General features: G+C 62.6%; 21 protein-coding genes and 1 pseudogene. 18 read left to right on the top strand and 4 right to left on the bottom strand.

What is annotated here, in order from left to right; all coding sequences use genetic code 11:
• The first annotated feature begins 425 nt into the window (after window positions 1-425).
• From LQV16_RS17970 to lhgO, 10 genes are all read left to right on the top strand, one after another.
• Entirely contained in the window at window positions 426-1820 is a 1395-nt protein-coding gene (locus LQV16_RS17970; RefSeq protein WP_229995252.1) for an MFS transporter, read from the top strand.
• 93 nt (window positions 1821-1913) lie between these two features.
• A complete protein-coding gene (locus LQV16_RS17975; RefSeq protein WP_229995253.1) occupies window positions 1914-2720 on the top strand; it encodes an alpha/beta hydrolase in 807 nt (268 codons plus the stop codon).
• A 158-nt stretch (window positions 2721-2878) separates the two neighbouring features.
• Window positions 2879-3556, top strand: coding sequence for a GntR family transcriptional regulator (locus tag LQV16_RS17980; protein ID WP_229995254.1), 678 nt, complete (start codon window positions 2879-2881; stop codon window positions 3554-3556).
• A 95-nt stretch (window positions 3557-3651) separates the two neighbouring features.
• Complete coding sequence (locus tag LQV16_RS17985; RefSeq protein WP_229995255.1) at window positions 3652-5358, top strand: thiamine pyrophosphate-dependent enzyme; 1707 nt, start codon at window positions 3652-3654, stop codon at window positions 5356-5358.
• Between the two features lie 108 nt (window positions 5359-5466).
• Window positions 5467-6981: an NAD-dependent succinate-semialdehyde dehydrogenase gene (locus LQV16_RS17990; protein ID WP_229995256.1), complete on the top strand. Its 1515-nt coding sequence runs from the start codon at window positions 5467-5469 to the stop codon at window positions 6979-6981.
• 171 nt (window positions 6982-7152) lie between these two features.
• Window positions 7153-7809, top strand: a complete 657-nt coding sequence (locus tag LQV16_RS17995) for a GntR family transcriptional regulator (RefSeq protein ID WP_229995257.1) — start codon at window positions 7153-7155, stop codon at window positions 7807-7809.
• Window positions 7810-8041: 232 nt separating this feature from the next.
• Entirely contained in the window at window positions 8042-9256 is a 1215-nt protein-coding gene (locus tag LQV16_RS18000) for an iron-containing alcohol dehydrogenase (RefSeq protein WP_229995258.1), read from the top strand.
• A 47-nt stretch (window positions 9257-9303) separates the two neighbouring features.
• Entirely contained in the window at window positions 9304-10755 is a 1452-nt protein-coding gene (locus LQV16_RS18005) for an aldehyde dehydrogenase family protein (protein ID WP_229995259.1), read from the top strand.
• Window positions 10755-11519, top strand: a complete 765-nt coding sequence (locus tag LQV16_RS18010; RefSeq protein WP_229995260.1) for an SDR family oxidoreductase — start codon at window positions 10755-10757, stop codon at window positions 11517-11519. Before LQV16_RS18005 ends, LQV16_RS18010 begins: the two co-directional genes overlap by 1 nt.
• A 67-nt stretch (window positions 11520-11586) precedes the next feature.
• Complete coding sequence (lhgO, locus tag LQV16_RS18015; RefSeq protein ID WP_229995261.1) at window positions 11587-12786, top strand: L-2-hydroxyglutarate oxidase; 1200 nt, start codon at window positions 11587-11589, stop codon at window positions 12784-12786.
• Between the two features lie 514 nt (window positions 12787-13300).
• Here lhgO and LQV16_RS18020 read toward each other — a convergent pair.
• The 4 genes from LQV16_RS18020 to LQV16_RS18035 form a co-directional block, all read right to left on the bottom strand.
• Window positions 13301-13606, bottom strand: coding sequence for a nuclear transport factor 2 family protein (locus tag LQV16_RS18020; RefSeq protein ID WP_229995262.1), 306 nt, complete (start codon window positions 13604-13606; stop codon window positions 13301-13303).
• Between the two features lie 118 nt (window positions 13607-13724).
• Complete coding sequence (locus tag LQV16_RS18025; RefSeq protein WP_229995263.1) at window positions 13725-14531, bottom strand: MBL fold metallo-hydrolase; 807 nt, start codon at window positions 14529-14531, stop codon at window positions 13725-13727.
• Between the two features lie 121 nt (window positions 14532-14652).
• Complete coding sequence (locus tag LQV16_RS18030; protein ID WP_229995264.1) at window positions 14653-15138, bottom strand: MarR family winged helix-turn-helix transcriptional regulator; 486 nt, start codon at window positions 15136-15138, stop codon at window positions 14653-14655.
• Window positions 15139-15434: 296 nt separating this feature from the next.
• Window positions 15435-15995: a MarR family winged helix-turn-helix transcriptional regulator gene (locus LQV16_RS18035; RefSeq protein ID WP_229995265.1), complete on the bottom strand. Its 561-nt coding sequence runs from the start codon at window positions 15993-15995 to the stop codon at window positions 15435-15437.
• Between the two features lie 66 nt (window positions 15996-16061).
• Here LQV16_RS18035 and LQV16_RS18040 point away from each other — a divergent pair, with 66 nt between their 5' ends.
• From LQV16_RS18040 to LQV16_RS18075, 8 genes and pseudogenes are all read left to right on the top strand, one after another.
• Window positions 16062-17114: an LLM class flavin-dependent oxidoreductase gene (locus LQV16_RS18040; RefSeq protein WP_229995266.1), complete on the top strand. Its 1053-nt coding sequence runs from the start codon at window positions 16062-16064 to the stop codon at window positions 17112-17114.
• A 46-nt stretch (window positions 17115-17160) separates the two neighbouring features.
• On the top strand, window positions 17161-17535 hold the full coding sequence (locus LQV16_RS18045) for a DoxX family protein (RefSeq protein WP_229995267.1): 375 nt from the start codon (window positions 17161-17163) through the stop codon (window positions 17533-17535).
• Between the two features lie 53 nt (window positions 17536-17588).
• Window positions 17589-17780, top strand: coding sequence for a hypothetical protein (locus LQV16_RS18050; protein WP_229995268.1), 192 nt, complete (start codon window positions 17589-17591; stop codon window positions 17778-17780).
• A 477-nt stretch (window positions 17781-18257) separates the two neighbouring features.
• The gene (locus LQV16_RS18055) at window positions 18258-19229 is read left to right on the top strand and encodes a 3-hydroxyacyl-CoA dehydrogenase family protein (protein ID WP_229995269.1); all 972 of its coding nucleotides are present in this window, start codon (window positions 18258-18260) and stop codon (window positions 19227-19229) included.
• Between the two features lie 194 nt (window positions 19230-19423).
• A pseudogene (locus LQV16_RS18060) lies at window positions 19424-19953 on the top strand (gamma carbonic anhydrase family protein).
• Window positions 19954-20283: 330 nt separating this feature from the next.
• Window positions 20284-21363: a LacI family DNA-binding transcriptional regulator gene (locus LQV16_RS18065; RefSeq protein ID WP_229995270.1), complete on the top strand. Its 1080-nt coding sequence runs from the start codon at window positions 20284-20286 to the stop codon at window positions 21361-21363.
• Between the two features lie 77 nt (window positions 21364-21440).
• On the top strand, window positions 21441-22763 hold the full coding sequence (locus LQV16_RS18070) for an MFS transporter (RefSeq protein WP_229995271.1): 1323 nt from the start codon (window positions 21441-21443) through the stop codon (window positions 22761-22763).
• A 169-nt stretch (window positions 22764-22932) separates the two neighbouring features.
• On the top strand, window positions 22933-23121 hold a 189-nt coding region (locus LQV16_RS18075), incomplete at its 3' end, for a 3-keto-5-aminohexanoate cleavage protein (RefSeq protein WP_229995272.1).

A 23121-nucleotide genomic window follows, 5' to 3' on the forward strand; every position in this document is an offset into this window, starting at 1 on the left:
GAGGACTCACGTCCACGCCCTGGCCCCCGTGGCGCCCCCGGTCCACCAGCCCGCCGCGGTGAACGTGCACCCCCCAGCCGCCTACAGCAAACCCTACTTTTCCGAAAGTTGGATACATGCAACCCCAAAGAACGCATTTTTTACCACTTTAGCGACAACTATTGCCTTGATCGTATCCAAACGCCTAGGGTTGTGGTGCGGAACACTACATCATTGCTTAGGGCTGCGACTATCCCTCTCATCGAGGAGACGGCGATTGGGCACCCCGGCTCGGCAGAGAGTAGGACTCGCATCGTGCGCGGCCAAAGAAGGCCGCGCACCGCTATTAATGTGCGCGGGTTTCCCGCCCCAAAACGGGCCTCAGTTTCACCTGACGGTTTCGTACTCCCCTAACACCAGCTTGATTTCTTGAAAGAGGCCGACCGATGTCTAGTTCTTCGCCACCTCGCGTTGCTCAGCAGCGGACGTATGGAGGAATTCCCAGCTACTCGCTGTACGCACTCGTATTTCTCTGGCTCATCTATGCACTCAACGCCAGCACCCGCCAGCTTCTATTCTTCGTTCTTCCCTCAATAGTCACGGAGTATCAGCTCACGCCTGAAATGACGGGTATCGTGTCGGCGATCGTGACCGTGTCCGCGTCCCTGTTGGCACTCCCGCTCGGCCCCTGGTTCGACAAAGGCGGACATGGGTGGGCCCGCAAGTACCGAAATGCCGTCATGGCGGTCGGATACTTTATCTTTACGATCTTGGGCGGAATCGCCGCGTTGACGTCTTCGATCTGGTCCTTCGTCACCTTGCAGAGCGTCAAGAATGCCTTCGGAGGAGCGGGAGAGGCCATCGAAGTCTCCACCATGGCAGAATCTGCCCCCGTCGAAAAGCGCGGCCTGTTCCTTGGGCTGCAGCACACCGCATACCCGTGGGGAACGCTCATCACCTCACTCCTCGTAGGTGGCATCCTCACTTTGGCAGGCACCGAGAACTGGCGCGATACGTTCTTGATAGTTCCGCTCTCTATGGTCCCGATCTGGATCAGCTACTGGCTGTTTGCCACGAAGAAGCGATACACCCGGTTCGAGGAACAAACTATAGCGGCCGGTTACACCGCTCCCCTGCGCGATGGCGACGAACCGCACGAGCCCGCGGCACCGGGCGCCTTGGGACGTGCGCTGCGCAATCCAAACATCGTTGTCCCTTCGATTGCGGCCCTTCTCGGCATCGCCGTCTACACCGGCATCAGCTTCTGGCTGCCGCAGTACATTGCGTTCGTCGGCAACTACAGCTTCGCTGAGGCGGCTGCTTATGCCGCAGTGTTCACGATCACCGGGGGTGTGGGACAGATTCTGTGGGGACATGTCTCGGACACTCTGGGGCGCAAGTTCACCTCGATCATAACGTTCGTGTGGCTCGGGATCGGCATCTTCATGCTGCAGCTCTCGTCCCAAGGCCTCATCTGGCTTGTCGGGCTCCAACTGTTCCTCGGAATGGCCACCAACGGGATCTTTCCGGTGCTCTACAGCTTCGTCGCGGATGCCGCTGAGAGGGGTGGCCTGGGTACTGCCAACTCTGTTCTGCTGACGACCATGTACCTTGGAGGAGCTTCTCCACTTGCCTTGGGCTTCCTGATCTCAGCGGGCGGCGGATACACGGCCGCCGCCGGCTACAACTGGAGCCTTTACATCATGGGCGGAGCCTGTATCCTCGCCGCCTTGCTTCTGGTCCTTTTCACACGTGAGACCGTCGGCAAATTCAAGTCCAGAGACCGCGCCCTCGTCTCCCCCCAAAGCTGCGGCCAGGCCCCGGTAGACACTTTCGCCTAATCGCCCACCTTCCGTAGTTGGCGGCAGATTCGCCCTCGCTGCGCCAAGCTCATCCTCCCGTCTCACTCGAAACAACATAGGAGTTGTATAGACATGCCCAGGACCCAAGAAGTTGTGAAGGTGCGCGACACGCACCTCTTCGTTGATGACACCGGCGAAGCGGATTTGCCCGTCATCCTCTGCCTGCACTCGCTGTTCCTCGATTCCCGCATGTTCGACGGTCTGGTCGAGGCTGCCGCAGGGAAATTCCGCGTCATTCGTCCCGAGTTCCGAGGTCAAGGAAGAAGCGACCTTCAGGATGTGGACGTCATCACTATGGATGAGAACGCCGAGGACATTCTGGCCCTGATCGACTCAATGGTTCTGAAAGATATCAATCTCCTCGTCCAGTCAATGGGCGGTGATGTTGGCGTGCGAGTGGCCGCGCGCAGACCCGAGCTGTTCCACAAGATGGTGATGGCCGGCTCCTCTGCCCGCGGTGAAACGCATAAGGAATACGTCGACTGGACCGAGCGCGCCAGTGTCCACGGGTTTGTGGGCGATGTGTTGGAAGAGACGATGGAAATCATGTTCGGGGCGACCTGCCTTGCAGACCCGGAGCGCGCAGACATGGTGTCGCTTTGGCGGGACCGAATCAATGCGGTGCCCCGGCGCCTCCGCCCGGCGATGATGGGCGTGATGACCAGGGAGAGTGCATTGGACCTTCTTCCGAAGATCGACTTCCCGGTTCTGATATTTTCAGGGACCGAGGATAGTGCGCGACCGCCGGCCTGGGCTCAAGAAGTGGCTGACGGACTTCCCAACAGCGAACTAGTCATCTTCGACGGCGTCGGGCACAGCCCAACCCTCGAAATTCCTGAAGTTGTCTACCCGCGGCTTTTGGGCTTCTTCCACTCCTAGATAGCTCATTTCCTCTTGGCTCTGGCTGGGTTCGGTCCTTCTTCTGGCGCCGAACCCAGTGGGAGCCAACGAACGTCACGCCACATGGCTGCCGGTGAACCATGGCGACTCTCCGCCGCTAACAATCCAGACATCATCCCAACGGAAAAGGGGAACCTGTGGAAACCACCCGCATGGCCGGGAGGACAGGCCGGAACATAGCCGAACAGCTACGCGCCGACATTCTCCAAGGCCTCCTCACCCCAGGGGAGCGAATCGGGCAGGAGGTGCTGGCCGAACGCTTCGACGCCAGCAGGATCCCGGTCAGGGAGGGTCTTAAGATCCTCGAAGCCGAAGGGCTGGTTACCATTGTCCCCAACAGCGGCGCGTGGGTTTCCAGTCTGGACGCCTTCGAGTTCGACCAGATTTACAAGCTGCGTGAACAGGTTGAAAGTCTGGTGCTCCGCGAAAGTATTGACAGGCTGACACCATCGCAAACTGACCGGCTCCAAAGGCTCGCCGACAAAATCACCGAAGCGTCCGATGCCGAGACATTCATGCGCCTCGATCAGGAATTCCACCTGTCGACATATGCGGGAGCCTCTTTTCCCCTCCTGCACGACATCGTCCATCGGTGCTGGAATTCCACAGTGCATTATCGCCGCGTTTTCGCGCAGGAACTCCAGCTCGAGCAGCAGTGGGCGACAGATGCAGAACACCACCTCATCGTGGACAGCATTGTCAGAAAAGACCACGAAACGGCGGGAAATCTCATCCGCGCCCACATCCGGAGAACACGTCTGACGCTGGCAGCGCGGCCAGACATCTTTCAAAAAAGCTCAGCGCCCGCAAACTGACCAAACCCCGGGGAAGGCGTTGTTCACTCATCCGGACAACATCCCGTCACGGTTGCCCTCGGCGAACCAGCAGTCCAATACAGAAGGAAGAAACAATGAAGTTACCGGCCACCATTCCTCCAACACGGCCCGGTGCGCCCCAATCCAGCCCACGGCCTGCAGCAGCGGCCGCGATCAAGTCGGCAGGGCATGTCATCGTTGACTCACTTGTGGCCCACGGTGTCCAGCGCGCCCACGTAGTCCCCGGGGAAAGCTTCCTCGACGTCCTGGACGGGCTGCACGACTCCACTATTGAAACCATTGTGTGCCGCCACGAGGGCGGGGCCGCCTACATGGCCGAAGCCGACGGGAAGATGAACCAGCTTCCCGGCGTCGCAATGGTGACGAGAGGCCCAGGGGCAGCCAACGCCCATGTCGGCCTGCATACCGCTTGGCAGGACTCCACGCCGATGGTGCTATTCGTCGGTCTCATCCCCTTCGCTCACCGGGACCGCGAGGCATTCCAGGAATTCGACATCAAAGCCTGGTTCGACACCGGGGCCAAGCGGGTGATGGTTCTGGATCACGCGGAGCGCGCCTCCGAAATTGTGGCCGAAGCTTTTTTTGCGGCAATGAGCGGCCGGCCCGGCCCCGTGGTCGTCGGCCTTCCCGAGGACGTCATTCGCCAGGACATTGACTCAACACTGCACCCGCCCATCCCCGTTGCAACCGGAGGAATGACCACCGCGGATTCCGGTGCCCTCGCCACCGCCTTGGCAGCATCCACTAAACCGCTGTTTGTAACCGGCGGGAACGACTGGACGCAGGAAGGCGCGGACCTGCTGACTCGATGGTTGGAGAAGCACCATATTCCTGCGGCAGCCGAGTGGCGCACTGAGGGCACCGTCCCGTTCCACTCCCCGTCGTATGTCGGACCGATCGGCTATGGGCGCCCGCGGCCCACCTACGACCTGCTGGAGGAGACCGACCTGCTTGTCTTTGTTGGCACGGTCCCCGGTGATGTCATCACCGACGGGTTCCTCTGCAGGCAGGACTGGAACAAGAAGAACTTCCTGGTCACCATCGACCCCTCCCTCCGCGGCCGCTCCGGCCCGGTGTCATATCAGATCGTCGCCAAACCCGACGTGTTCATCCGGGATCTCGTCAAAATCGACCTACCGGTCAAGAGCGAGTGGAAGGCCTGGACCTCGCGGATGCGTACCGAGCAGGAATCTTTCGCCGCCCTCCCTCCGGCCTCGCCGGTCGACGGCCAGGCCCGGATGGACACGCTAATGGCCAACCTCGTTCCGACGCTGCCCGCTGATGCGATGGTCACCCTCGGTGCCGGCGAGCACACGAACTGGGCGCACCGGTATTTCCCCACCCAGCGCTACGCGTCCATGATCAGCGCCCGCAACGGTTCCATGGGCTACTCCGTCCCCTCCGCCATCGCCGCCTCCCTGGCCTACCCCGGCAGGCGTATCGTCACCATCGCCGGCGACGGCGAATTCCTCATGAACGGCCAGGAACTCGCAACCGCCGCTCAGTACGGCGCCACTCCCCTGGTGATCGTGATGGACAACCAGGAATACGGCACCATCCGCACCCATCAGGAACGCCACTACCCTCACAGGGTTTCAGGCACCCAGCTCAAAAACCCGGAATTCGCGCTCATGGCCCAAGCTTTCGGCGGCTTCGGCATCAAAGTCGAACACGACCGGGACATCCCCAGCGCCGTTGAGGCGGCACTGGCGGCCATCCATGAGGACCGCGTGTTCGCGCTCATCCACTTGGTCGTCGAGCAACGGGTCAAAGCCTACTAAGGCCTCTATGCAAACACGGCGCGACGGCAGCCGCTGCCTGACCCCGACGGCCGGTGTCCCCCCGCACTGCCGCTGAATACTTAACGCCTCATTGAATGGAAGAAAAGAATGTCTGTTCCCGCCATTAAAGAACTCGAACTACTGGACTCGGTCCCGACGGGCCTGCTGATCAACGGTGAGTGGCGTCCGGCCGCGTCCGGGAAGACGTTCGACGTCGAGGACCCGGCGACGGGCAAGGTGCTGTTGAGCATCGCCGATGCCGGTCCTGAGGACGGCATGGCGGCCCTGGACGCGGCTGCCGCGGCGCAGGAGTCCTGGGCGAAGGTCCCGGCCCGGGAGCGCGGGGAGATCCTGCGCCGCGCCTTCGAGCTGGTCACGGCCCGTGCCGAGGACTTCGCGTTGCTGATGACCCTGGAGATGGGCAAGCCTTTGGCCGAGGCCCGCGGAGAGGTCACCTACGGCGCCTGGTTCCTGCGCTGGTTCTCCGAGGAGGCCGTCCGTGCGTTCGGCCGCTACTCGGTCTCCCCGGACGGGAAGTCCCGGCTGCTGGTGACCAAGAAGCCGGTGGGTGCCTGTCTTTTGATCACGCCGTGGAACTTCCCGCTGGCGATGGCCACCCGGAAGATCGCCCCGGCCGTCGCGGCCGGCTGCACGATGGTGCTCAAGTCCGCGAACCTGACCCCGCTGACCTCCCAGCTGTTCGCGGCCGTGATGGTGGAGGCCGGGCTGCCCGCCGGTGTCCTGAACGTCATCCCGACCTCCACCGCCGGGGCCACGACCGGCCCGCTGGTCAAGGACCAGCGCCTGCGCAAGCTCTCCTTCACCGGCTCCACCGAGGTTGGCCGCCGGCTGCTGGCCGACGCCTCCGAAACGGTGCTGCGGACCTCGATGGAGCTGGGCGGGAACGCCCCGTTCGTGGTGTTCGGGGACGCCGACGTCGACGCCGCCGTCGCCGGGGCGATGCTGGCGAAGCTGCGGAACATGGGCGAGGCCTGCACCGCGGCGAACCGGTTCATCGTGCACGAGTCCGTCGCGGACGAGTTCGCGGCGAAGTTCGCCGCGAAGATGAAGGAGATGACCACGGCCCGGGGCACCGAGGCCGAATCCAAGGTCGGCCCGCTGATCGATGCGAAGAGCCGGGACAAGGTCCACGAGCTCGTCACCGACGCCGTCGCCGCCGGCGCGGTCGCGGTGACCGGCGGCGCGGCCGTGGAGGGCCCGGGCTACTTCTACCAGCCCACCATCCTCACCGGCGTGACCGAGGGCACCCGGATCCTGTCCGAGGAAATCTTTGGCCCCGTCGCCCCGATCATCACCTTCGACACCGAGGACGAGGCCATCCGGCTCGCGAACAACACCGAATACGGCCTCGTCGCGTACGTCTTCACCCGGGACCTGAACCGGGGCATCCGGATGGGCGAACGCCTCGAGACCGGCATGCTGGGCCTGAACGCCGGCGTCGTGTCCAACGCCGCCGCCCCGTTCGGCGGCGTCAAGCAGTCCGGCCTGGGCCGCGAAGGCGGCCTGGAAGGCATCGAGGAATACCTCTACACCCAGTACATCGGCATCGCCGACCCCTACGCCAGCCAGCGGAAGGTGGCTAGCGCCCTCCACAGCCCGTGAAACGTTCGGCGCGCTACAGCACCGGACTTCGCCCCAAAGCAGCCAGGGCCCCACAACTCCTCGCAACGTGGGGCCGTGGCCACACAAGACCTGACGATCCTCCCCGCACTGCGACATCCCAACGTCCATACTGGGTTGACAAGCTACAGATTCAAATGTGGAAGAGGGCGTATGAAGGACGAGAAGACTGCCGGGGCAACCGGCAGGCGGATAGCACAGGAACTCCGCCAGGACGTCCTCGAAGGGAAACTGCGGCCAGGGGAACGAATCGGGCAGGAGGAACTCGCCGAACGTTTTGACGCAAGCCGCATCCCTGTCAGAGAAGGGTTGAAGCTTCTTGAGGCTGAGGGTCTGGTCACGATTGTTCCGAATGCCGGGGCATGGGTAGCCAAATTGGATGCCTTCGAGTTCGACCAGACCTACAAGCTCCGCGAGCAGGTTGAATCCCTGGCCGTCAGGGAAAGCATCGACAACCTAACCGAAAGCCAAATCCAAAGACTGCGTGAGCTGGCAGAGGAGATCGCGGCAGCCACCGACGTCGAGACGTTTCTGCGCGTCGACCGCGAATTCCATCTGCTGACCTACGCCGGCGCCGAGTTCGGCCTCCTGCACGATCTGGTGCAGCGGTTCTGGAACACGACGCAGCACTACCGGCGGGCCTTTGCACAGGGTCTGGACTTGGAGCAGCAGTGGGCCACGGATGCGGAGCACCGGCTCATTGTCGACAGCATCGCCAGGAGGGACCACGATGCAGCAGCCGGCTTGGTCCGCGGGCACATCCGCCGCACCCGGCTCAATCTCGCCTCGCGGCCAGAGATCTTCAATTAGGCTGATTGTATCCAAAAAAGACTTGTCGAACCTAGGCGCGAGCGTTCCGGCGGCGGGGGCGCCAAGGATCGGCGCTAGGTACTTGTCGGATCGGCCGCCCATAAACCCCCCTATTTCCATGGGATACCAACGCGTTTCCCGCGAGTCCCGCCCCAGCACTCCTTGACGCCGAGCGGTTGTGTCGGTTAACTTTATTTTGGAAATTGTATCCAATCAGGAAAGTGTGACGACGATGTCAAAACGATGGGTTCCCGATCTTGCTCTGCCGACAGAGTTCTTGGCACCAGCCGCCGTTCTCGGAGGACGCGGCTCCACCAAGCAGATCGTAAAGGTGCTCCGCGACCAGTTCGGCCTTGCGGGAGGAACGGTCCTCGTTGCAGCCGACGACGCTGTTGTAAATTTCGGACTGGCGGAAAATCTGCTCCTTGCCCTTGAGGACGGGGGCTTCCGCGTAGTGCTTCGGACAGGCTTCGGAAGCGAGCCCACGGCGGAGATTGTCGACGCGGCCGCCGAAGAGGCGCGTGCGGCCAGGGCTGGTGCCATCATCGGAATCGGCGGAGGTTCCGTTCTGGACTCTTCAAAGATCATCTCTTTGTTGATGCTCAACGACGGCACTTCAGCTGACTGGCTGGGGGTTGTGGATCCGCCGCACGGCGTAGCGCCGCTGGTGCTGATCCCGACAACCTGCGGGACCGGCGCGGAGGCCACACGCATTGCCATGGTCACCGTTGATGGTGCAAAGCGCGTCTCCTCCTGTACGCGATACGTTCCACAGGCGGCCATCATTGACCCCGACCTGGTTGCCTCCCTGCCCCGGGGTGTCGTGGCGTCCACGGGAATGGATGCACTGGCACATGCCATTGAATCGCTCATGGCCACCAGCGCGTCGCCCCTGTCCGCCCACCATGCAATCGGCGCCATAGAGATGCTGATGCCTAGCCTGGACAAGGCCGCCGAGGGGGACCAGGACGCCCTCGCGCGCTGCCTCTGGGGTTCGCACCTGGCCGGCCAGGCCCTGAACGCAGGCGTAGTGATGGGCCATTCGCTGGCGTACTGCCTGTCCTATGAAAACCCCATGCCGCACGGCACTTCCTGCGCCCTCGCGCTGCCCTACTGCATCGCCTACAACCAGAACCTTGATCCCATGCTGGCGTCAGCGCTGGCGCGCGCCATCACCGGAGGAACGAGCGAAGACCTGCACACCGCCGCCCAGGAAATCCTTGATCTGTCCAGGCGGCTGGGACTGCCGACCACTCTGGACGAAGCGAACATCCCGGAGCACGCCGAAGCATCCATAGCCCAGCGCTGCGTCCGGGAATACCCCAGGCCGACCAACCCCGAACCACTGGAAGAAGAATCCCTGGAGCGCCTCGTATCCGCAATGCGCACAGGCGACCTGGCCGCCGCCTTCGAAGCTACGGCCCAAGCAGCCACGGTGAACCGATGACCACGGCCACACACTACAACAGCACAAAGCGCACAGGAGCAGACAAGATGACGATCGGACTAGTTAAGAACCTGGTCAACGGCGAATTCGTCCACGCCAGCCTGGGAACAACCCTGGATGTCACGGACCCGGCCACGAACGGCGACATCATCGGCCAGGTCCCAGCCATGGGCCCGAACGATCTGGACGAGGTCTTCAACGCCGCTGCCGAGGGCGCGAAGACATGGAAGAAGACCGGCCACCTGGAGCGAGGGCGGATTCTCCTGAACACAGCCTCCCTGATCCGGGAGCACTCGGAGGACCTGGTTGCCACCATCGTCACCGAGATGGGCAAGACCCGGGCAGAAGCCACGGGCGAAGTCGGGAAGTCGGCCGAATTCTTTGAATACTACGGCGGCCTCGCCCGGCTTCCGTTCGGAGAGTACCTGCCCGACGCCCGCCCGGGCACATTCGCCAGCCAGATCCGCGAACCAATCGGCGTCGTCCTCCTCATCACACCGTGGAACGACCCCCTGCTGACACCGGCGAGGAAGCTCGCCCCCGCGCTGCTAGCCGGCAACGCCGTAGTACTCAAGCCGGCCAGCGAAACACCGATCATCGCGCTCAAGCTCGCCGAACTTCTTCACAAGGCGGGCCTTCCTGCCGGCGTGCTCGGCACCGTCACAGGCCGCGGAGCGGACATTGGGCAGAAGCTCACATCACATCAAGGGCTGCGTGCAGTCTCGTTTACAGGATCGACTGAGATCGGAGTACAGCTGCAGAAGGAACTCGCCGGGACAGGCATTCGGGTGCAAACCGAAATGGGCGGAAAAAACGCGGCAGTCGTCCTCGAAGACGCCGACCTGGACGCAGCCGTCCCCACAATAATCGCCGGCGCCTTCGCCCAGGCCGGGCAGCGGTGCACCGCCACCAGCCGCCTCATCGTGCAGCGGAGCATCGAAACCCAGATCCGCAGCAAACTGGTGGCCGCCGTAGCGGAACTCAAAGTTGCCAGCGGGAACACCCCGGACGCAAGCCTCGGTCCCGTCGTCAGCAAAAAAGCGCAGCAGCAGATCCAAGCCCACATCTCAACGGCGATCCGCCAGGGCGCCGAAGTCATTGCCACCGCTCCCCTCGGAGAGGAACAACGCCAGACCGGCGCCTTTGTGGAACCAACACTTTTAGGTATCTCAACCGACCTGGATATCTGGAGGGACGAGGTCTTCGGGCCGGTGCTGGCTATGACCGTCGTGGACACTGTAGAAGAAGCCATCGACGCGGTGAACGACTCGGCCTACGGACTCTCCAGCGCCGTCTTCACCAAAGACCTTGGCCACGCATTTGCCTTCATCAACAGCGTCGACACCGGACAGGTCTCGGTAAACCAGCCCACCACCGGCTGGGACATCCACCACCCCTTTGGCGGTTTCAAGGACTCCGGTTCCCCCTTCAAGGAGCAGGGCCTTGAAGCGCTGAGCTTCTACACCCGCATCAAAACTGCCGCGATCCGGACGCAGTAATGAGCGAAGGAAACCAATTCTCCCTTGAAGGGAAGCGCGCACTTGTCACAGGCGCCGGCCGCGGCCTGGGATATGCCATCGCCAACGGACTCGCACAAGCCGGCGCTCAAGTGGCGCTGGTGTCCCGCAGCGAAGACGAACTCCACAGCGCGGCAAGAGCAATCGGACCAGCAGCCACTGCGTTCCCTACAGACGTATCGGTCCGGGGTGCCGCAGCGCCGCTACTCGACCAAGTCGAAAATGGGCTGGGCGGCGGAATCGACGTCGTCGTCCATGCCGCCGGGGTGCAGCACCGCGAACCGGCAGAGTCTTTTGACCCTGATGAGTGGGACCGCGTCATCAGCATCAACCTGACCGCCCCGTTCCTGCTCAGCCAGGAACTCGGAAGACGCCAACTTGAAAAAGGCCGCCGCGGGAGCCACATCTTCATAGGGTCGCTCTCAAGCCAGCTCTCCCTGCCCTCCGTTGTCGCCTACACGGCCAGTAAGTCCGGGATATACGGAGTTCTCCGAAACCTCAGCCTCGAGTGGGCCGGACGGGGCATCCGGGTCAACGGTCTGGGGCCCGGCTACATCCGGACCAAGCTCACAGAAGCCGTGTTCAACGACACTGAGCGGAAAGAGCGAATGCTCCAGCGGATACCGATGAACAGATTCGGCGAACCGGAAGAACTCGCCGGCGCCGCGGTGTTCCTGGCTTCCGACGCATCCAGCTACATTACCGGCCAGCTACTGATGGTCGACGGCGGCTGGACGGCCAGCTGACCTGTGCATTAACACACAAATTTAAACGCATCCCCGCAGGGGAGCCAGACAAGAAACAGAGACAACGATGACCGAACAGATTGGCATCATCGGCGGAGGCATCGTGGGCATCGCAATCGCCCGCGCCCTCACCCAGCGAGGAATGGGCGAGGTAACGGTAGTGGAAAAAGAGCACCGCGTCGCCATGCACCAGACAGGACACAACTCCGGCGTGGTCCATGCCGGGCTATACTACGCCCCGGGGTCGCTCAAAGCGACCCTGTGCGCCCGCGGCAGGCACCTCACCCGCGACTACTGCCTGGAAAAGAACCTCCCCTACCGGGAAGTCGGCAAACTCGTCGTAGCTTTGACAGCAGAAGAGCTGCCCGCACTGGAGAATATCGAAAAACGGTCGGTCGCCAACAACGTGCCCGGCCTGCGCCGCCTCAACGCCGAACAAATCAAGGAAATTGAGCCACACGCTGCCGGCGTCGCCGCCCTGCACTCCCCGCACACCGCCGTCGTCGACTACGCCGCAATTACTGAAGCCATGGCCGAGGACATCCGCCAAGCCGGCGGCCGGATACTCCTCGGACACGAAGTCACCCGGATCGCGCATGCCAACGGCAAGGTCCAGGTAACCACCAGCGCAGCAGAACTAGTTTTCGACCGCCTCATTGTCTGCGCCGGACTGCAATCCGATCTGGTTGCCCAGTTCGTAGGCGCCTCCCCCTCACCCAAAATCCTGCCCTTCCGTGGTGAATACTGGGCTCTGTCAGCGGCGAAGCAGCACCTCGTCAAAGGCATGATCTACCCCGTACCTGATCCCAGCTTCCCCTTCCTCGGCGTTCACTTCACCCGGGGCGTCTATGACGACATCCACGTTGGTCCCAACGCTGTCCCAGCCTTGGCCCGCGAAGGCTACGGTTGGCGGACCATCTCACTCAAGGACACCTGGGCGTCGGCGACCTGGCCAGGGGCGCCCACCTTGGCGAAGCAGCACTGGCGGATGGGAGCCAAGGAAATCGCCGCGTCCCTCATCAAACCGCTTTACTTCAAGGAAGCGAGCCGGTTTATTCCTGAGCTCGAGATGGCCGACCTGACCGCTAAAACCGCCGCTGGTGTCCGGGCCCAGGCATGGGCCAGTGATGGCTCGCTCCTGGATGATTTCGCCATCGACCAGGTCGGACCCGTCACGCTACTGCGCAATGCTCCGTCACCGGCGGCAACCTCGGCCATGTCGATCGCCGACCATCTCATTGACCACCATGTACTCGCCCGCCCCTGAAGCTGAGGCGGGCCGGGCTTCAGCGTCCCGAGGGATGCTGGCCGAAGACCAGAGCATTTGCGCCGGCGTGGGGACGCTGACTGCTTTTACTGCTCCGGACCCGAGACGGACCGATGGGAGTGCGGCCCGCGGCCACGGACTATCTTCGACCGTCGGTTCCTGGGCGAACGGTCGTCCCGCCGCGTTCAGGACCGGACGCGGAGCCGGGCCGCGTGCCGCGCTCAACGAGGAAGCCCCTCACCACAATGCAGGCTTTTGCGTACCGCGTGGCATCAACCGCGTGCAAGGGCTTCCTCTCATTGCAGAACCAGTGAGGACTGCTCTCGGCTTCCGGTGAGAGCCCTAGGGACGAGAACCGCGTCTTGGCTGTAACCCGGCACATGCAGGTATGTATTGGTGACTCTGCCAACCGATCACATGCGCACTCGGTGGTCTTGATGCCAGTGGGCGGTAAGGAAATGCTGACGGCACCGACTCTTTTGGCGTTGTCGCCGTCAGGCCTATGCGGATTCGGTCAGCGGTCCCCGGGCAGGCCTGCTTCGGCAACCCTTGCGGTGTCGACGAATTGTTCGAAGCGTACGATAAGTCCGCCGCGGACGATGAAGTGGTGGGCCACCCGGACGGTCAAGGGTTTCCCGGTTGCCCGGTGCCTGGCGGTGTACCGGGCGAGGACCACTACGTTTTCACCTTCGACGATGTAGGTGTCGTCGTGGGCCGCCCGCCCCTCCCAGTCTCTACCGAGAATTTCCATGACGTTGGAGGTCACTTCGTTGGGCGTGCGGTAGGTCCCTGCAAGGGGAAGCCGGCCATCTCCGTCCATTCGACATCAGGGACCATCGTGGCGCGGAGCGCTTCGAGGTCACCTGCTGCTGAGGCCAGATACTGACGGCGGATGACGTCCCGAGGCGAGCTTGAGCGGGCAGGTTCAGCGGCGTCATTCAGCCCCATGTCATTTCCCCCTTGGCGACCTTGGTTCCGATTTGCGGTGCGATGAGCATTCCGGAGTTTGGGTAGCTTTCGATCAGGGCGGCCGTGCCGGCGGCGGCATCGGCTGAGCGGGCAAGTATCCCTTCGAATTCCCGGAGGTAGGACCGCGTGTAATCGATGGCCGTGGCATCGTTGGCGGTTCCGGGCAGCCGGTGGCCCGCTATGACGAGTTGTGGGTTCAGGGCCTGCATCTGGTCAAGGAGTTCGATCCATGCCGAGCGCTGTTCGGGGGTGGGGGTGTCTGCGGTCCAGACGTGTTCTTCCTGGAAGACCAGGACCCCGCCGACCACTGCTTTCTGATCAGCGTTGAAGAGGTAGTGCCTGTCAGGAAGCAGGTCAGAGCCGCCGCGAAGGTCAAAGCGGTACCCGTCGAGTTCAATTGCGCCTGCATTCAGGGGCGCGATCACGGCCAGGCGGGTCGGGAGGTTGGCGCCCAGTGCTGCCCAGGCCTTGAGTTTGCCCTCGAATGTCGCCTGGATGTGCTCGATGACTATCGGGGTCGCCAGGATTGTGGCATCCGGGAACGCATCGGCGAAGACTTCCAGGCCGAAGTAGAAGTCCGGGTCGGCGTGGCTGATGAAGACGGTTTCCAGCTCTTTGCCGGAGTCCAAGATGGCCGCAACGAGACGGTGGCCGTCGGCCCGGGTGAAGCCTGCGTCCACAAGCATTGCCTTGGACGGGCCGATAACCAACGTTGCCGACTTGTTTGGTGAACCTGCGGGGAAGTCGAGATCGAAGACCTCAAAATTCAGTGACATTACTGGTTAACCTCTCTCGGATGCCCTCGAGAACGCCCCGAAGCGAGTCACGCAATGCACGCTCACTCAGATCCAACAATAGCTGACTAGTCAGCTATTGTTGGGAGTTATGCCCAATCGTTCACGGCATGATCGGCAATTCCTGCGCAGCATTCTTGCTGATCCTTTTGACGGCCTCCGAGAACACCTCGGCCTCTGCGGGTGAGAGTAGGTCGAGCAGGTACCGTTCGATACTCTGCACGTGGCGGCTACCGGCTCTGAGGAGCAAGTCTTCGCCGTGCGCCGAGAGGCGGATCAACTGGACACGGGCGTCGGAAACGGAGCTCTCCCGTTCAATAAGGCCCAGCGCTGAGGCGCGCTGCACCAACCGCGTGGCTCCGCCTGACGTCAACACCCTCGCTTGGGCGATGTCACGCACCGGGATTCCCTGGTCGCCCGCCCGTCCTGCGAGGAGAAGCAGTTCAAAAAGGGAATGGCTGATGCCGAACTCCTGCTCCAGGTCGCGGCCAAGAAGAAACTCCAGCCGGTTCGCCGCACCCAGAAGGCGCCCGAAGACCAGGACGCGATGATCGTTGGCAGCCTCTTGGCCGGAGCCGAATTCCTTCATACTGTTCACCGTCCAACATTATGCTTATCTCCCCGCAACAATCTCCTTCCCTGCCCGGGACCCGGGTTGCCCGCCGGCCCCTTACACCCAGCGGTGATTCCTCCACCAGAGCGACCCGCAACAGCAGACGGCCATACAAAACAATCGCCGCCGCAACTCCACAGGAAATCAGTCGCAAGCCATGGCGGGCGTCCTCCGACGCTGATCCGGACTCCACCCTCCGGAACGCAACAGAAGACCCTACGAAAGGCCGAGTTCTACGAAGCCTGGACCGTCGAGGACCGCACGGGTTTCGACTAAATGGTGCCACCCGGAGAAGGTTCGACGACGGCTAGGCCCTGGTCGGTTCCACGTTCATGTGCGAGTTCGTTCAGGTGGCGGCGCAAGCTCTTTGCAACCTTTCCAACGGCTTCGAGGTCTTCAGGCGTGAGGGCTTCGATGAAGAACCGGCGGACGAGCCGAAGATGCGGCGCTGAGGAAGCGCGGAAAGTCCGTGCTCCGTCGTCGGTAAGTTCCACCTCTGCGCCACGGCTGTCGTTACCCGACTTACGCCGTCGAATGAGCCCCCGGGATTCCATGCGACCCAGGTGGTGCGAAAGTCGGCTGCGCTCCCATCCGACACCCGCGGCGAGCGTGGAGGATCGCAAACGGTGTCCTTCGGACTCGCTCAGGGCCAGGAGCACCGCGTAGTCGCCCGGGGAAACGCCGGAGGTGGCCTGCAGTCCCGTCGCCAAAGCCTGTCTTATCGCCTCTGCCGTCTCGACATACTCGCGCCATACGGCCAGTTCATCCGGAGTAAGACTCCGCCGGGCACTCTTACCGCTTTGTTCCATAACCACCTCGTCTTCGTTTGACATGTCAACCATACGGGGTGATGATTGACGCGTCAATTAAGTAATTGACATATCAACTAGAGGAGACCCATGAGCGAAGTGATCTTTGGCCTGGACACCTTCGGCGACGTCCCTGTTGACGACCAGGGCGCACCAGTCAGCCATGCCCGTGCGATCCGGCAGTTGGTCGACGAGGCCGTGCTGGCCGACCAGTTGGGTGTGGATGCCTTTACTGTCGGTGAGCACCACCGCCCGGAATATTCAGTCTCGGCCCCCGAGACTGTCCTGGCCGGCATGGCCACGCGCACCTCACGCATCCGCCTTGGATCCGGCGTGACGGTGCTCAGCTCCGATGACCCCGTGCGCGTCTTCCAGCGATTTGCGACAGTGGATGCGCTGTCCAACGGCCGCGCCGAGGTCATTCTGGGGCGGGGTTCCTTCACCGAGTCGTTCCCCCTCTTCGGCTACGACCTCAAAGACTACGACGTGCTCTTTGAGGAGAAGATTGAACTGTTCGCACGACTCCTTGACGAGAAACCCGTGACCTGGAAAGGCACCATGCGTGCACCGCTGGTTGATGCCGATGTCTACCCCAAGACTGAGGGCGGTCTGCGGACGTGGGTAGGCGTCGGCGGCACGCCCCAGTCAGTGGTCCGCACGGCGAAATACGGGTTCCCCATGATGCTCGCCATTATCGGCGGACAGCCCGAACGGTTCACGCCCTTCATCGACCTCTACAAACGGGCTGCCGCGGACTTCAACACGACGGCGTGGCCGGTAGGAATGCACTCCCCCGGGTTCATTGCGGATTCCGACGACGAAGCCAAAGAGATCTTCTGGCCCCACTACAAGGTGGTCAGGGACCGCATCGGAGCCCTCCGCGGCTGGCCGCCCGTCCGCCGCGAAGATTTCGAGGCCGAAACCCGGAACGGCTCGATGTACATCGGCTCACCGGAGACCGTCGCCAGGAGAATCGCCCGTGCCGTGGCCTCACTGGACGTTGGCCGCTTCGACCTCATCTTCACTTCCGGAGCCCAGCCAATCAGCGCACGCCTCAAAGCCGTCGAACTCTACGGGAGCAAAGTCGTGCCGATGGTCCGCGAAATACTCGCCGACCACCGGAACGCGATGGAAGTCGCATGACGGCCCCAGCCACGAACAACCCTGTGACTCACGAAAGAAGAACATCATGAACGTCGCCCTCTGGATCATCACCGCCGTACTCGCCCTTCTCTTCCTTGCCGCAGGAACCATGAAAATTGCCCAACCCAAGGCGAAGCTCGCGGCCGCCGGCCAAGGCTGGGTGGAAGACTTCTCCGACGGCGCCGTCAAGCGCATCGGCGCACTCGAAATCCTCGCCGCCCTCGGCCTCATCCTGCCGGCACTACTGGGAATAGCCACGGTGCTGGTGCCCACAGCCGCGGCCGGGCTCTTCTTCCTCATGGCAGGCGCTGCCATCACTCACGGCCGCCGCCACGAAACGCCCAACGTCATCATCAACCTCGTCTTGGGCATCCTTGCCGCTGGTGTCGCAGTTGCCCGTTTTGGCCCGTACGGCCTCTGAGCGGAGGGAGTGATTCCTCAATAAGGTTTGCGGCAGCCGACACCGGAGTGCTGGTGAAAGTCACCGACCAGCCGAGCACGATGACCTTCAGCAACACCGAGGCGGCAGCACCCCAGGTCATCTCCGGACCGCTCGCCGCTATCACCCAACCCGGTGGGCCCCCGGCCGCGGCGGCAACGGCGGCGTCACCGGAACAGAACGGCGCAGTCATCGGCCAGGCACCGGAAGCAACCAACTGGATCTGAATCCGGCAGTGGCCAACCTGAGCGTCAGACCACCCCGAAAAGACCCCGGCGACTTATCAATGCCGGGACAACTTAGAAGATCAAGCGATGATCACACAGACCCCTCAGCTTCCGAAAAAAGGGACGTCCCCGCTGAGCCTGCTAGCCCCTTATTGCTCCCGAGCCGCCAGCGTGTTCGGCGTCCGCGCCAGGAACCAAGTGACGCCTCCATGCCCCGCCGGGTCGGATCCTCTCCCCCGAACTTAACGTTGCTTACCACCGGTCCCCGCTCTACGCTCCTAGCAGACGGACATGCCAGCGAGCGAGGTCATCGTCCGGGTGCCCACATCGACGTGGCTCCAAGACCCCTACCTACGGCACGGCATACCGCCAAGCAAGCGGCTGCTGCTGCCGAAAACGCCCTGACGGCCTTGCCCATTCATTGCGGCAATCAAAAGTCAGGAACCGGGTCATGCCCGGCTATACAAAGGAGTTCGAATGCCCACTGAAATTACCAAAGTTGCTGTCGTCGGCGGCGGATACATGGGTGGAGGGATTGCGCAGACCCTGGCCCTGGCAGGCCTGCCATGCGCCCTGGCGGATGTCACGGCCGAGGCCGCCCAAAACTCAGTGCGCCGCCTGGTTGAAGAGGGCAAGGACTATGAGTCGAGGGGACTGTTCCCTGAGGGCGCCCATGACCTGCTGGTGGCCAATCTGCGAGCCGCCGAGAGCATCGAAAGCGCCGTCGAAGGAGCCGACTACGTCAGCGAGGCAGTTCCGGAGATCCTTGACCTCAAGCAAGCCACCTTGGCACGCATCAGCAACGCAGCCGGCCCGCACACCGTTATTGGCAGCAACACTTCGGCCATTCCCATTGGCACCCTGGCAGAGTCCGTCACCCGGCCCCAAAACTTCCTCGGCGTGCACTGGATGAACCCGTCATTCTTCGTTCCTTCCGTGGAAATCATCCCCACGGAAAACACGTCACCGGAAGCAATCGGCGCCGTGGAGGAGCTGCTGAAGAAGGCTTGCAAAGTCGCCACGCGCGTCGCCGACTCGGCCGGATTCGTCGCCAACCGGCTCCAGTACGCTCTGTTCAAGGAAGCCTCATCCATGGTCGAAGAGGGCCTGGCCACGCCGGAGGTAGTCGACGAGGTCGTCAGCAATGCCTTCGGCTTCCGTCTGGCCTTCTTCGGACCCTTTGCAATTGCTGACATCGCCGGCCTGGACGTCTATGAAAACTCCTTCCGCAGCATTGAAAGTGCTTACGGCAGCCGCCTCGCAGCGCCCGAAGTCCTCAAGGGCAAAGTCGCCGAAGGGCATCTTGGCCTCAAGACCGGGCAGGGGTTCCTCACCATGGATCCGGCCGCAGCGCAAGAGATCGCCAATTACAGGGACCGGGCCTACTCTGAACTCAAGGCCCTCAAGGAACGGCTCGGCCCGCCGCCGTTCCTCTCCAAAAACGCATAGATCTCTTGTCCAGGTCCATACCCTGACCAAGAATTCATCCAGGCCCCGGCACGACAAATGCGCCTTTGTGCGCTTGCCAGACGGCGGTAGCGGTCGCTGCAACAGCGCCGGCGAACCCCGTCCCATCGTTCAGGCTGCCACCGGGCCACGGAGACGCCTTAGACATTCCTTAACGTTTCGGAGGTTCAGGGCCAATGGCTCCCATCTACCCCTTCGCCGGCACCAAGCCGGATATCCACCAATCCGCCTTCGTGGCACCGACTGCCGCCATCATCGGCAGGGCCACACTCGGTAAGGAAGCGAGTGCCTTTTACGGGGTCTCCGTCCGGGCGGACACTGCAGCGATCGCCGTGGGCGTGGGCACAAACCTGCAGGACAACGTGGTGCTCCACGCCGACCCCGGCTATCCCTGCACGCTGGGCGACCGCATCAGCGTCGGGCACTCCGCAGTCCTCCACGGTTGCACCGTAGAGGACGACTGCCTCATCGGAATGAACGCCACAATCCTCAACGGAGCCGTCATCGGCACAGGTTCACTGGTAGCCGCAGGCGCCGTGGTACTGGAAGGCGCCGTAGTTCCGCCGCGTTCACTCGTCGCCGGGATCCCGGCCAAAGTACGACGTGAACTGACCGACGAGGAATACGCGGGGTCCAAGCCAACGCCACCCGCTACGTGGAACTGGCCCAGGCCCACCGGCAGCTCCACGAACCAACTCCGACCTAAGCCACAACGAGGCCACGGCCGCCTCAGGTCCGCTCCCCCGTTACACGCCCATGAAGCGCGCCCTAAGACAACGCCGTCGGGCAACACATCTCCGGCCCGACCGCATGACAGTGCGAAACCCTTCGGCCCGCTGGATAAGCGCCGCCGGAGCCCCGTCTGCCGTCACCGCGAGTCCAGCGCGCCACCTCCTCAGACCGGTTTCATGCCGTAGAACTAACGAAGCTTCATTACATTTTACTTAACGTTGCTTAACACCATCTCGCCCGGCTGTAATGGACATCACAAAGACTTCCAGCTGGGAATCCCCTTACGACGTTGAAAGGAAACACGATGGTCGGTGCTACAGCAGCCGTGACGCCCGTGCAGAATTCACAGCGTCCCGCGAAGATCTCTGCTGCTGCTGTTGCCCGTGCAGCAGGCGTTTCACCGGCCACGGTCAGCTATGTGATGAATGGCCGCCAAGGCGTATCGGCTGATACACGCCGGCAGATTCTGAAGATCGCCAACGAACTCGGCTACCGGCCATCCGGCCACGGCCGCCTGCCCGACCCGTTGCTCACGCGCGTCGTCGGTTTCATCCTTCCCAACATCACCAACCCGATGCACACAGGATGGGCGCAGCACATCATCACCGCTTCGGCGGCCGAGGGGTTCGACGTCTTCGTCGCCACAACATTCGATGACCCTGAATCCCTCGCCCAGATCGCCTCAACGCTGGCGGCACGAAACGTCGACGGGGTCATCATCGCCGGCGCTCTCCGGGAAGACTCCCGTGCACTACGCACGCTGAGGCAACGGCGCATTCCCTATGTCTACCTCTCCCGGCGTGCGGACCACGTCCCTGGCGACTTCGTGGGAATCGACGATGACACGGCGGCGTCCCAGCTCATGCAGCACATCCTGGACCATGGCTACACCGAGATCGCGACCGTGATCGGTCCGCGATTCTCAACAGCCTCCATGGCCCGTGAAATCGCCTTCGTCCGTACAGCGGCGGCGGCCGGCGCCGACATCAGTGGCCCGCGCAAAATCAGCACGCGCCTGAGCGCCGACGGAGGGCTGGTCGCCGCGCAGCAGCTGCTGGACTCATCTGCCCCACCTCGGGCGATTGTCTGCGGATCGGATGAAATCGCCATGGGGGTCATGGAACACGCCTTGGCCCGTGGGCTTCGAATCCCGGAAGACGTAGCTGTCGTTGGCAGCGACGGACTGACGCACAGCCGCTCACGACTGATCGGCATGACCACCATCGTCCAACCCGTCAAGCAGATGGCGGACCGGGCATTCGAGCTGCTGCTGGACCAGATCGCGTCCCCCCGAACCACGTACACCCAGACGATATGCGCGCACCGGCTGCATATCGGCACGTCCTGCGGATGCCCAGCAGGAGCAGCTCCAGCATCCCCTTGAAGCCTCCGGCATCCGCGTAACAGCAGCACACTCCCCGGCCATTTCCGGGCAACCCATTAACAAGAGAAGGCACACCCATGTCCACTGACACCGTCGGGACGGCAATGAGGCCGCCCAAAACCATTAACAAGGTCATATACCGGCGCCTGATGCCCCTGCTGATCGCCGCCTACGTCATGGCTTTCCTCGACCGTACCAACATCGGTATGGCCAAGGACCGCCTGGAAATTGACCTCGGCATTTCCGCAACCGCCTATGGCATCGGCGCCGGCATATTCTTCCTGACCTACGCGCTGTCCGAGATCCCCTCCAACCTCATCATGCACAAGGTCGGAGCCCGCTTCTGGATCACGCGCATCATGATCACCTGGGGCCTGCTCTCAGCGGGCATGATGTTTGTTCAGGGCGAAACGTCCTTCTACATCATGCGCATGCTGCTAGGCATTGCCGAGGCCGGCCTGTTCCCCGGAGTCCTGTACCTGATCACCCAGTGGTTCACGCTCGAGCACCGGGCCAAGGCCAACGGCATGTTCCTGCTCGGCGGATCCATTGCCAACATCATCGGCGCCCCGCTCGGCGGTTTGCTGCTGACCCTGGACGGCCTCGTAGGGTTGCATGGATGGCAGTGGATGTTCCTCCTCGAAGGCCTTCCCGCGTGTGCCCTGGCTGTCATCATCTGGAAGACGCTGCCGAACAAGCCCACCGACGCCAAGTTCCTCACCCGGGATGAGGCCGAAGACCTTGAGGCGCGGATCGCCGCCGAAGAGCAGGCCGGCGCGAAGGCCGCCGGTAACTCAAAACTGCGCCACATCGTGAAGGACAAGCAGATCCTGCTCGTGGTTGCGATCTACTTCACTCACCAGATTGCCTTCTACACCCTTGCCTTCTTCCTGCCCTCCGTCATCGGCACCTACGGAAAGCTCAGTCCCATCCAGATTGGCCTGCTGACCGCCATCCCGTGGGTCTTCTCCGCTGTAGGCGCCTTGACGATACCAAAGCTGGCCACCACCGGTTCGCGCTCCAAGCTGATAACCACCACGACGATGATCGGGATTGCGGCCGGCTTCACGCTCGGTGCCATCGGCGGCCCCGTCCTGGGACTGATCGGTTTCAGCCTCGCGGCCTTTAACGTCTACGCACTGCTGCCGGTCCTCTACACCTACCCCACGACCCGGCTCTCCGGGTCCTCCCTGGCTGCCGGCCTGGCGTTCGTCAACACCGTGGGCCTGTTCGGCGGCTTTACCGGACCATACGTCATGGGATTCGTAGAGGACGCCACCGGGTCGAAGATGGCCGGCCTCTGGTTCGTTGCCGGCATGTGCATCCTCGGCGCGCTCCTCACACTTGGACTCAAACGCGGTTCCAAAAAGGCAGATCCGAAGGCTGTAGCCGTTCACTAGCGGACCCACGGACAGCGGACTCCCCGCACCCCCGCACCGCGTCCATCAGAACGTCACGAAGACACCGCCGACATGGCACGCCTCTTCTTCCTCACCAACACGACTGCAGGCACCGAGACGTTCAACTCGGTGCCTGCAGGAAAACATTCTCCCCGAAAGAAGCATCATCATGTCCCGCAAACGCAAGGTCATCATCACCTCCGCCGTCACAGGCGCCATCCACACCCCATCGATGTCCCCTTACCTGCCCGTCAGCGCCGAGGAGATCGCCGACGCCGCCATCGGCGCAGCCGAAGCCGGCGCGGCAATCGTCCACATGCACGCCAGGGACCCCAAAGACGGCCGCCCGTCCCAGGAC

This window comes from Arthrobacter sp. Bi26 (assembly GCF_918697925.1).
Taxonomy (GTDB): Bacteria; Actinomycetota; Actinomycetes; order Actinomycetales; family Micrococcaceae; genus Arthrobacter.

What these genes read in the sequence shown, in the direction of transcription:
- LQV16_RS18030 (WP_229995264.1), bottom strand. Translation starts at nt 15,138, where the DNA reads ATGAAGGAATTCGGCTCCGGCCAAGAGGCTGCCAACGATCATCGCGTC.
- LQV16_RS17990 (WP_229995256.1), top strand. Translation starts at nt 5,467, where the DNA reads ATGTCTGTTCCCGCCATTAAAGAACTCGAACTACTGGACTCGGTCCCG.
- LQV16_RS17985 (WP_229995255.1), top strand. Translation starts at nt 3,652, where the DNA reads ATGAAGTTACCGGCCACCATTCCTCCAACACGGCCCGGTGCGCCCCAA.
- lhgO (WP_229995261.1), top strand. Translation starts at nt 11,587, where the DNA reads ATGACCGAACAGATTGGCATCATCGGCGGAGGCATCGTGGGCATCGCA.
- LQV16_RS18055 (WP_229995269.1), top strand. Translation starts at nt 18,258, where the DNA reads ATGCCCACTGAAATTACCAAAGTTGCTGTCGTCGGCGGCGGATACATG.
- LQV16_RS18005 (WP_229995259.1), top strand. Translation starts at nt 9,304, where the DNA reads ATGACGATCGGACTAGTTAAGAACCTGGTCAACGGCGAATTCGTCCAC.
- LQV16_RS18025 (WP_229995263.1), bottom strand. Translation starts at nt 14,531, where the DNA reads ATGTCACTGAATTTTGAGGTCTTCGATCTCGACTTCCCCGCAGGTTCA.
- LQV16_RS18070 (WP_229995271.1), top strand. Translation starts at nt 21,441, where the DNA reads ATGTCCACTGACACCGTCGGGACGGCAATGAGGCCGCCCAAAACCATT.
- LQV16_RS18000 (WP_229995258.1), top strand. Translation starts at nt 8,042, where the DNA reads ATGTCAAAACGATGGGTTCCCGATCTTGCTCTGCCGACAGAGTTCTTG.
- LQV16_RS18035 (WP_229995265.1), bottom strand. Translation starts at nt 15,995, where the DNA reads ATGTCAAACGAAGACGAGGTGGTTATGGAACAAAGCGGTAAGAGTGCC.
- LQV16_RS17970 (WP_229995252.1), top strand. Translation starts at nt 426, where the DNA reads ATGTCTAGTTCTTCGCCACCTCGCGTTGCTCAGCAGCGGACGTATGGA.
- LQV16_RS17995 (WP_229995257.1), top strand. Translation starts at nt 7,153, where the DNA reads ATGAAGGACGAGAAGACTGCCGGGGCAACCGGCAGGCGGATAGCACAG.
- LQV16_RS17975 (WP_229995253.1), top strand. Translation starts at nt 1,914, where the DNA reads ATGCCCAGGACCCAAGAAGTTGTGAAGGTGCGCGACACGCACCTCTTC.
- LQV16_RS18020 (WP_229995262.1), bottom strand. Translation starts at nt 13,606, where the DNA reads ATGGACGGAGATGGCCGGCTTCCCCTTGCAGGGACCTACCGCACGCCC.
- LQV16_RS18045 (WP_229995267.1), top strand. Translation starts at nt 17,161, where the DNA reads ATGAACGTCGCCCTCTGGATCATCACCGCCGTACTCGCCCTTCTCTTC.
- LQV16_RS18040 (WP_229995266.1), top strand. Translation starts at nt 16,062, where the DNA reads ATGAGCGAAGTGATCTTTGGCCTGGACACCTTCGGCGACGTCCCTGTT.
- LQV16_RS18010 (WP_229995260.1), top strand. Translation starts at nt 10,755, where the DNA reads ATGAGCGAAGGAAACCAATTCTCCCTTGAAGGGAAGCGCGCACTTGTC.
- LQV16_RS18065 (WP_229995270.1), top strand. Translation starts at nt 20,284, where the DNA reads ATGGTCGGTGCTACAGCAGCCGTGACGCCCGTGCAGAATTCACAGCGT.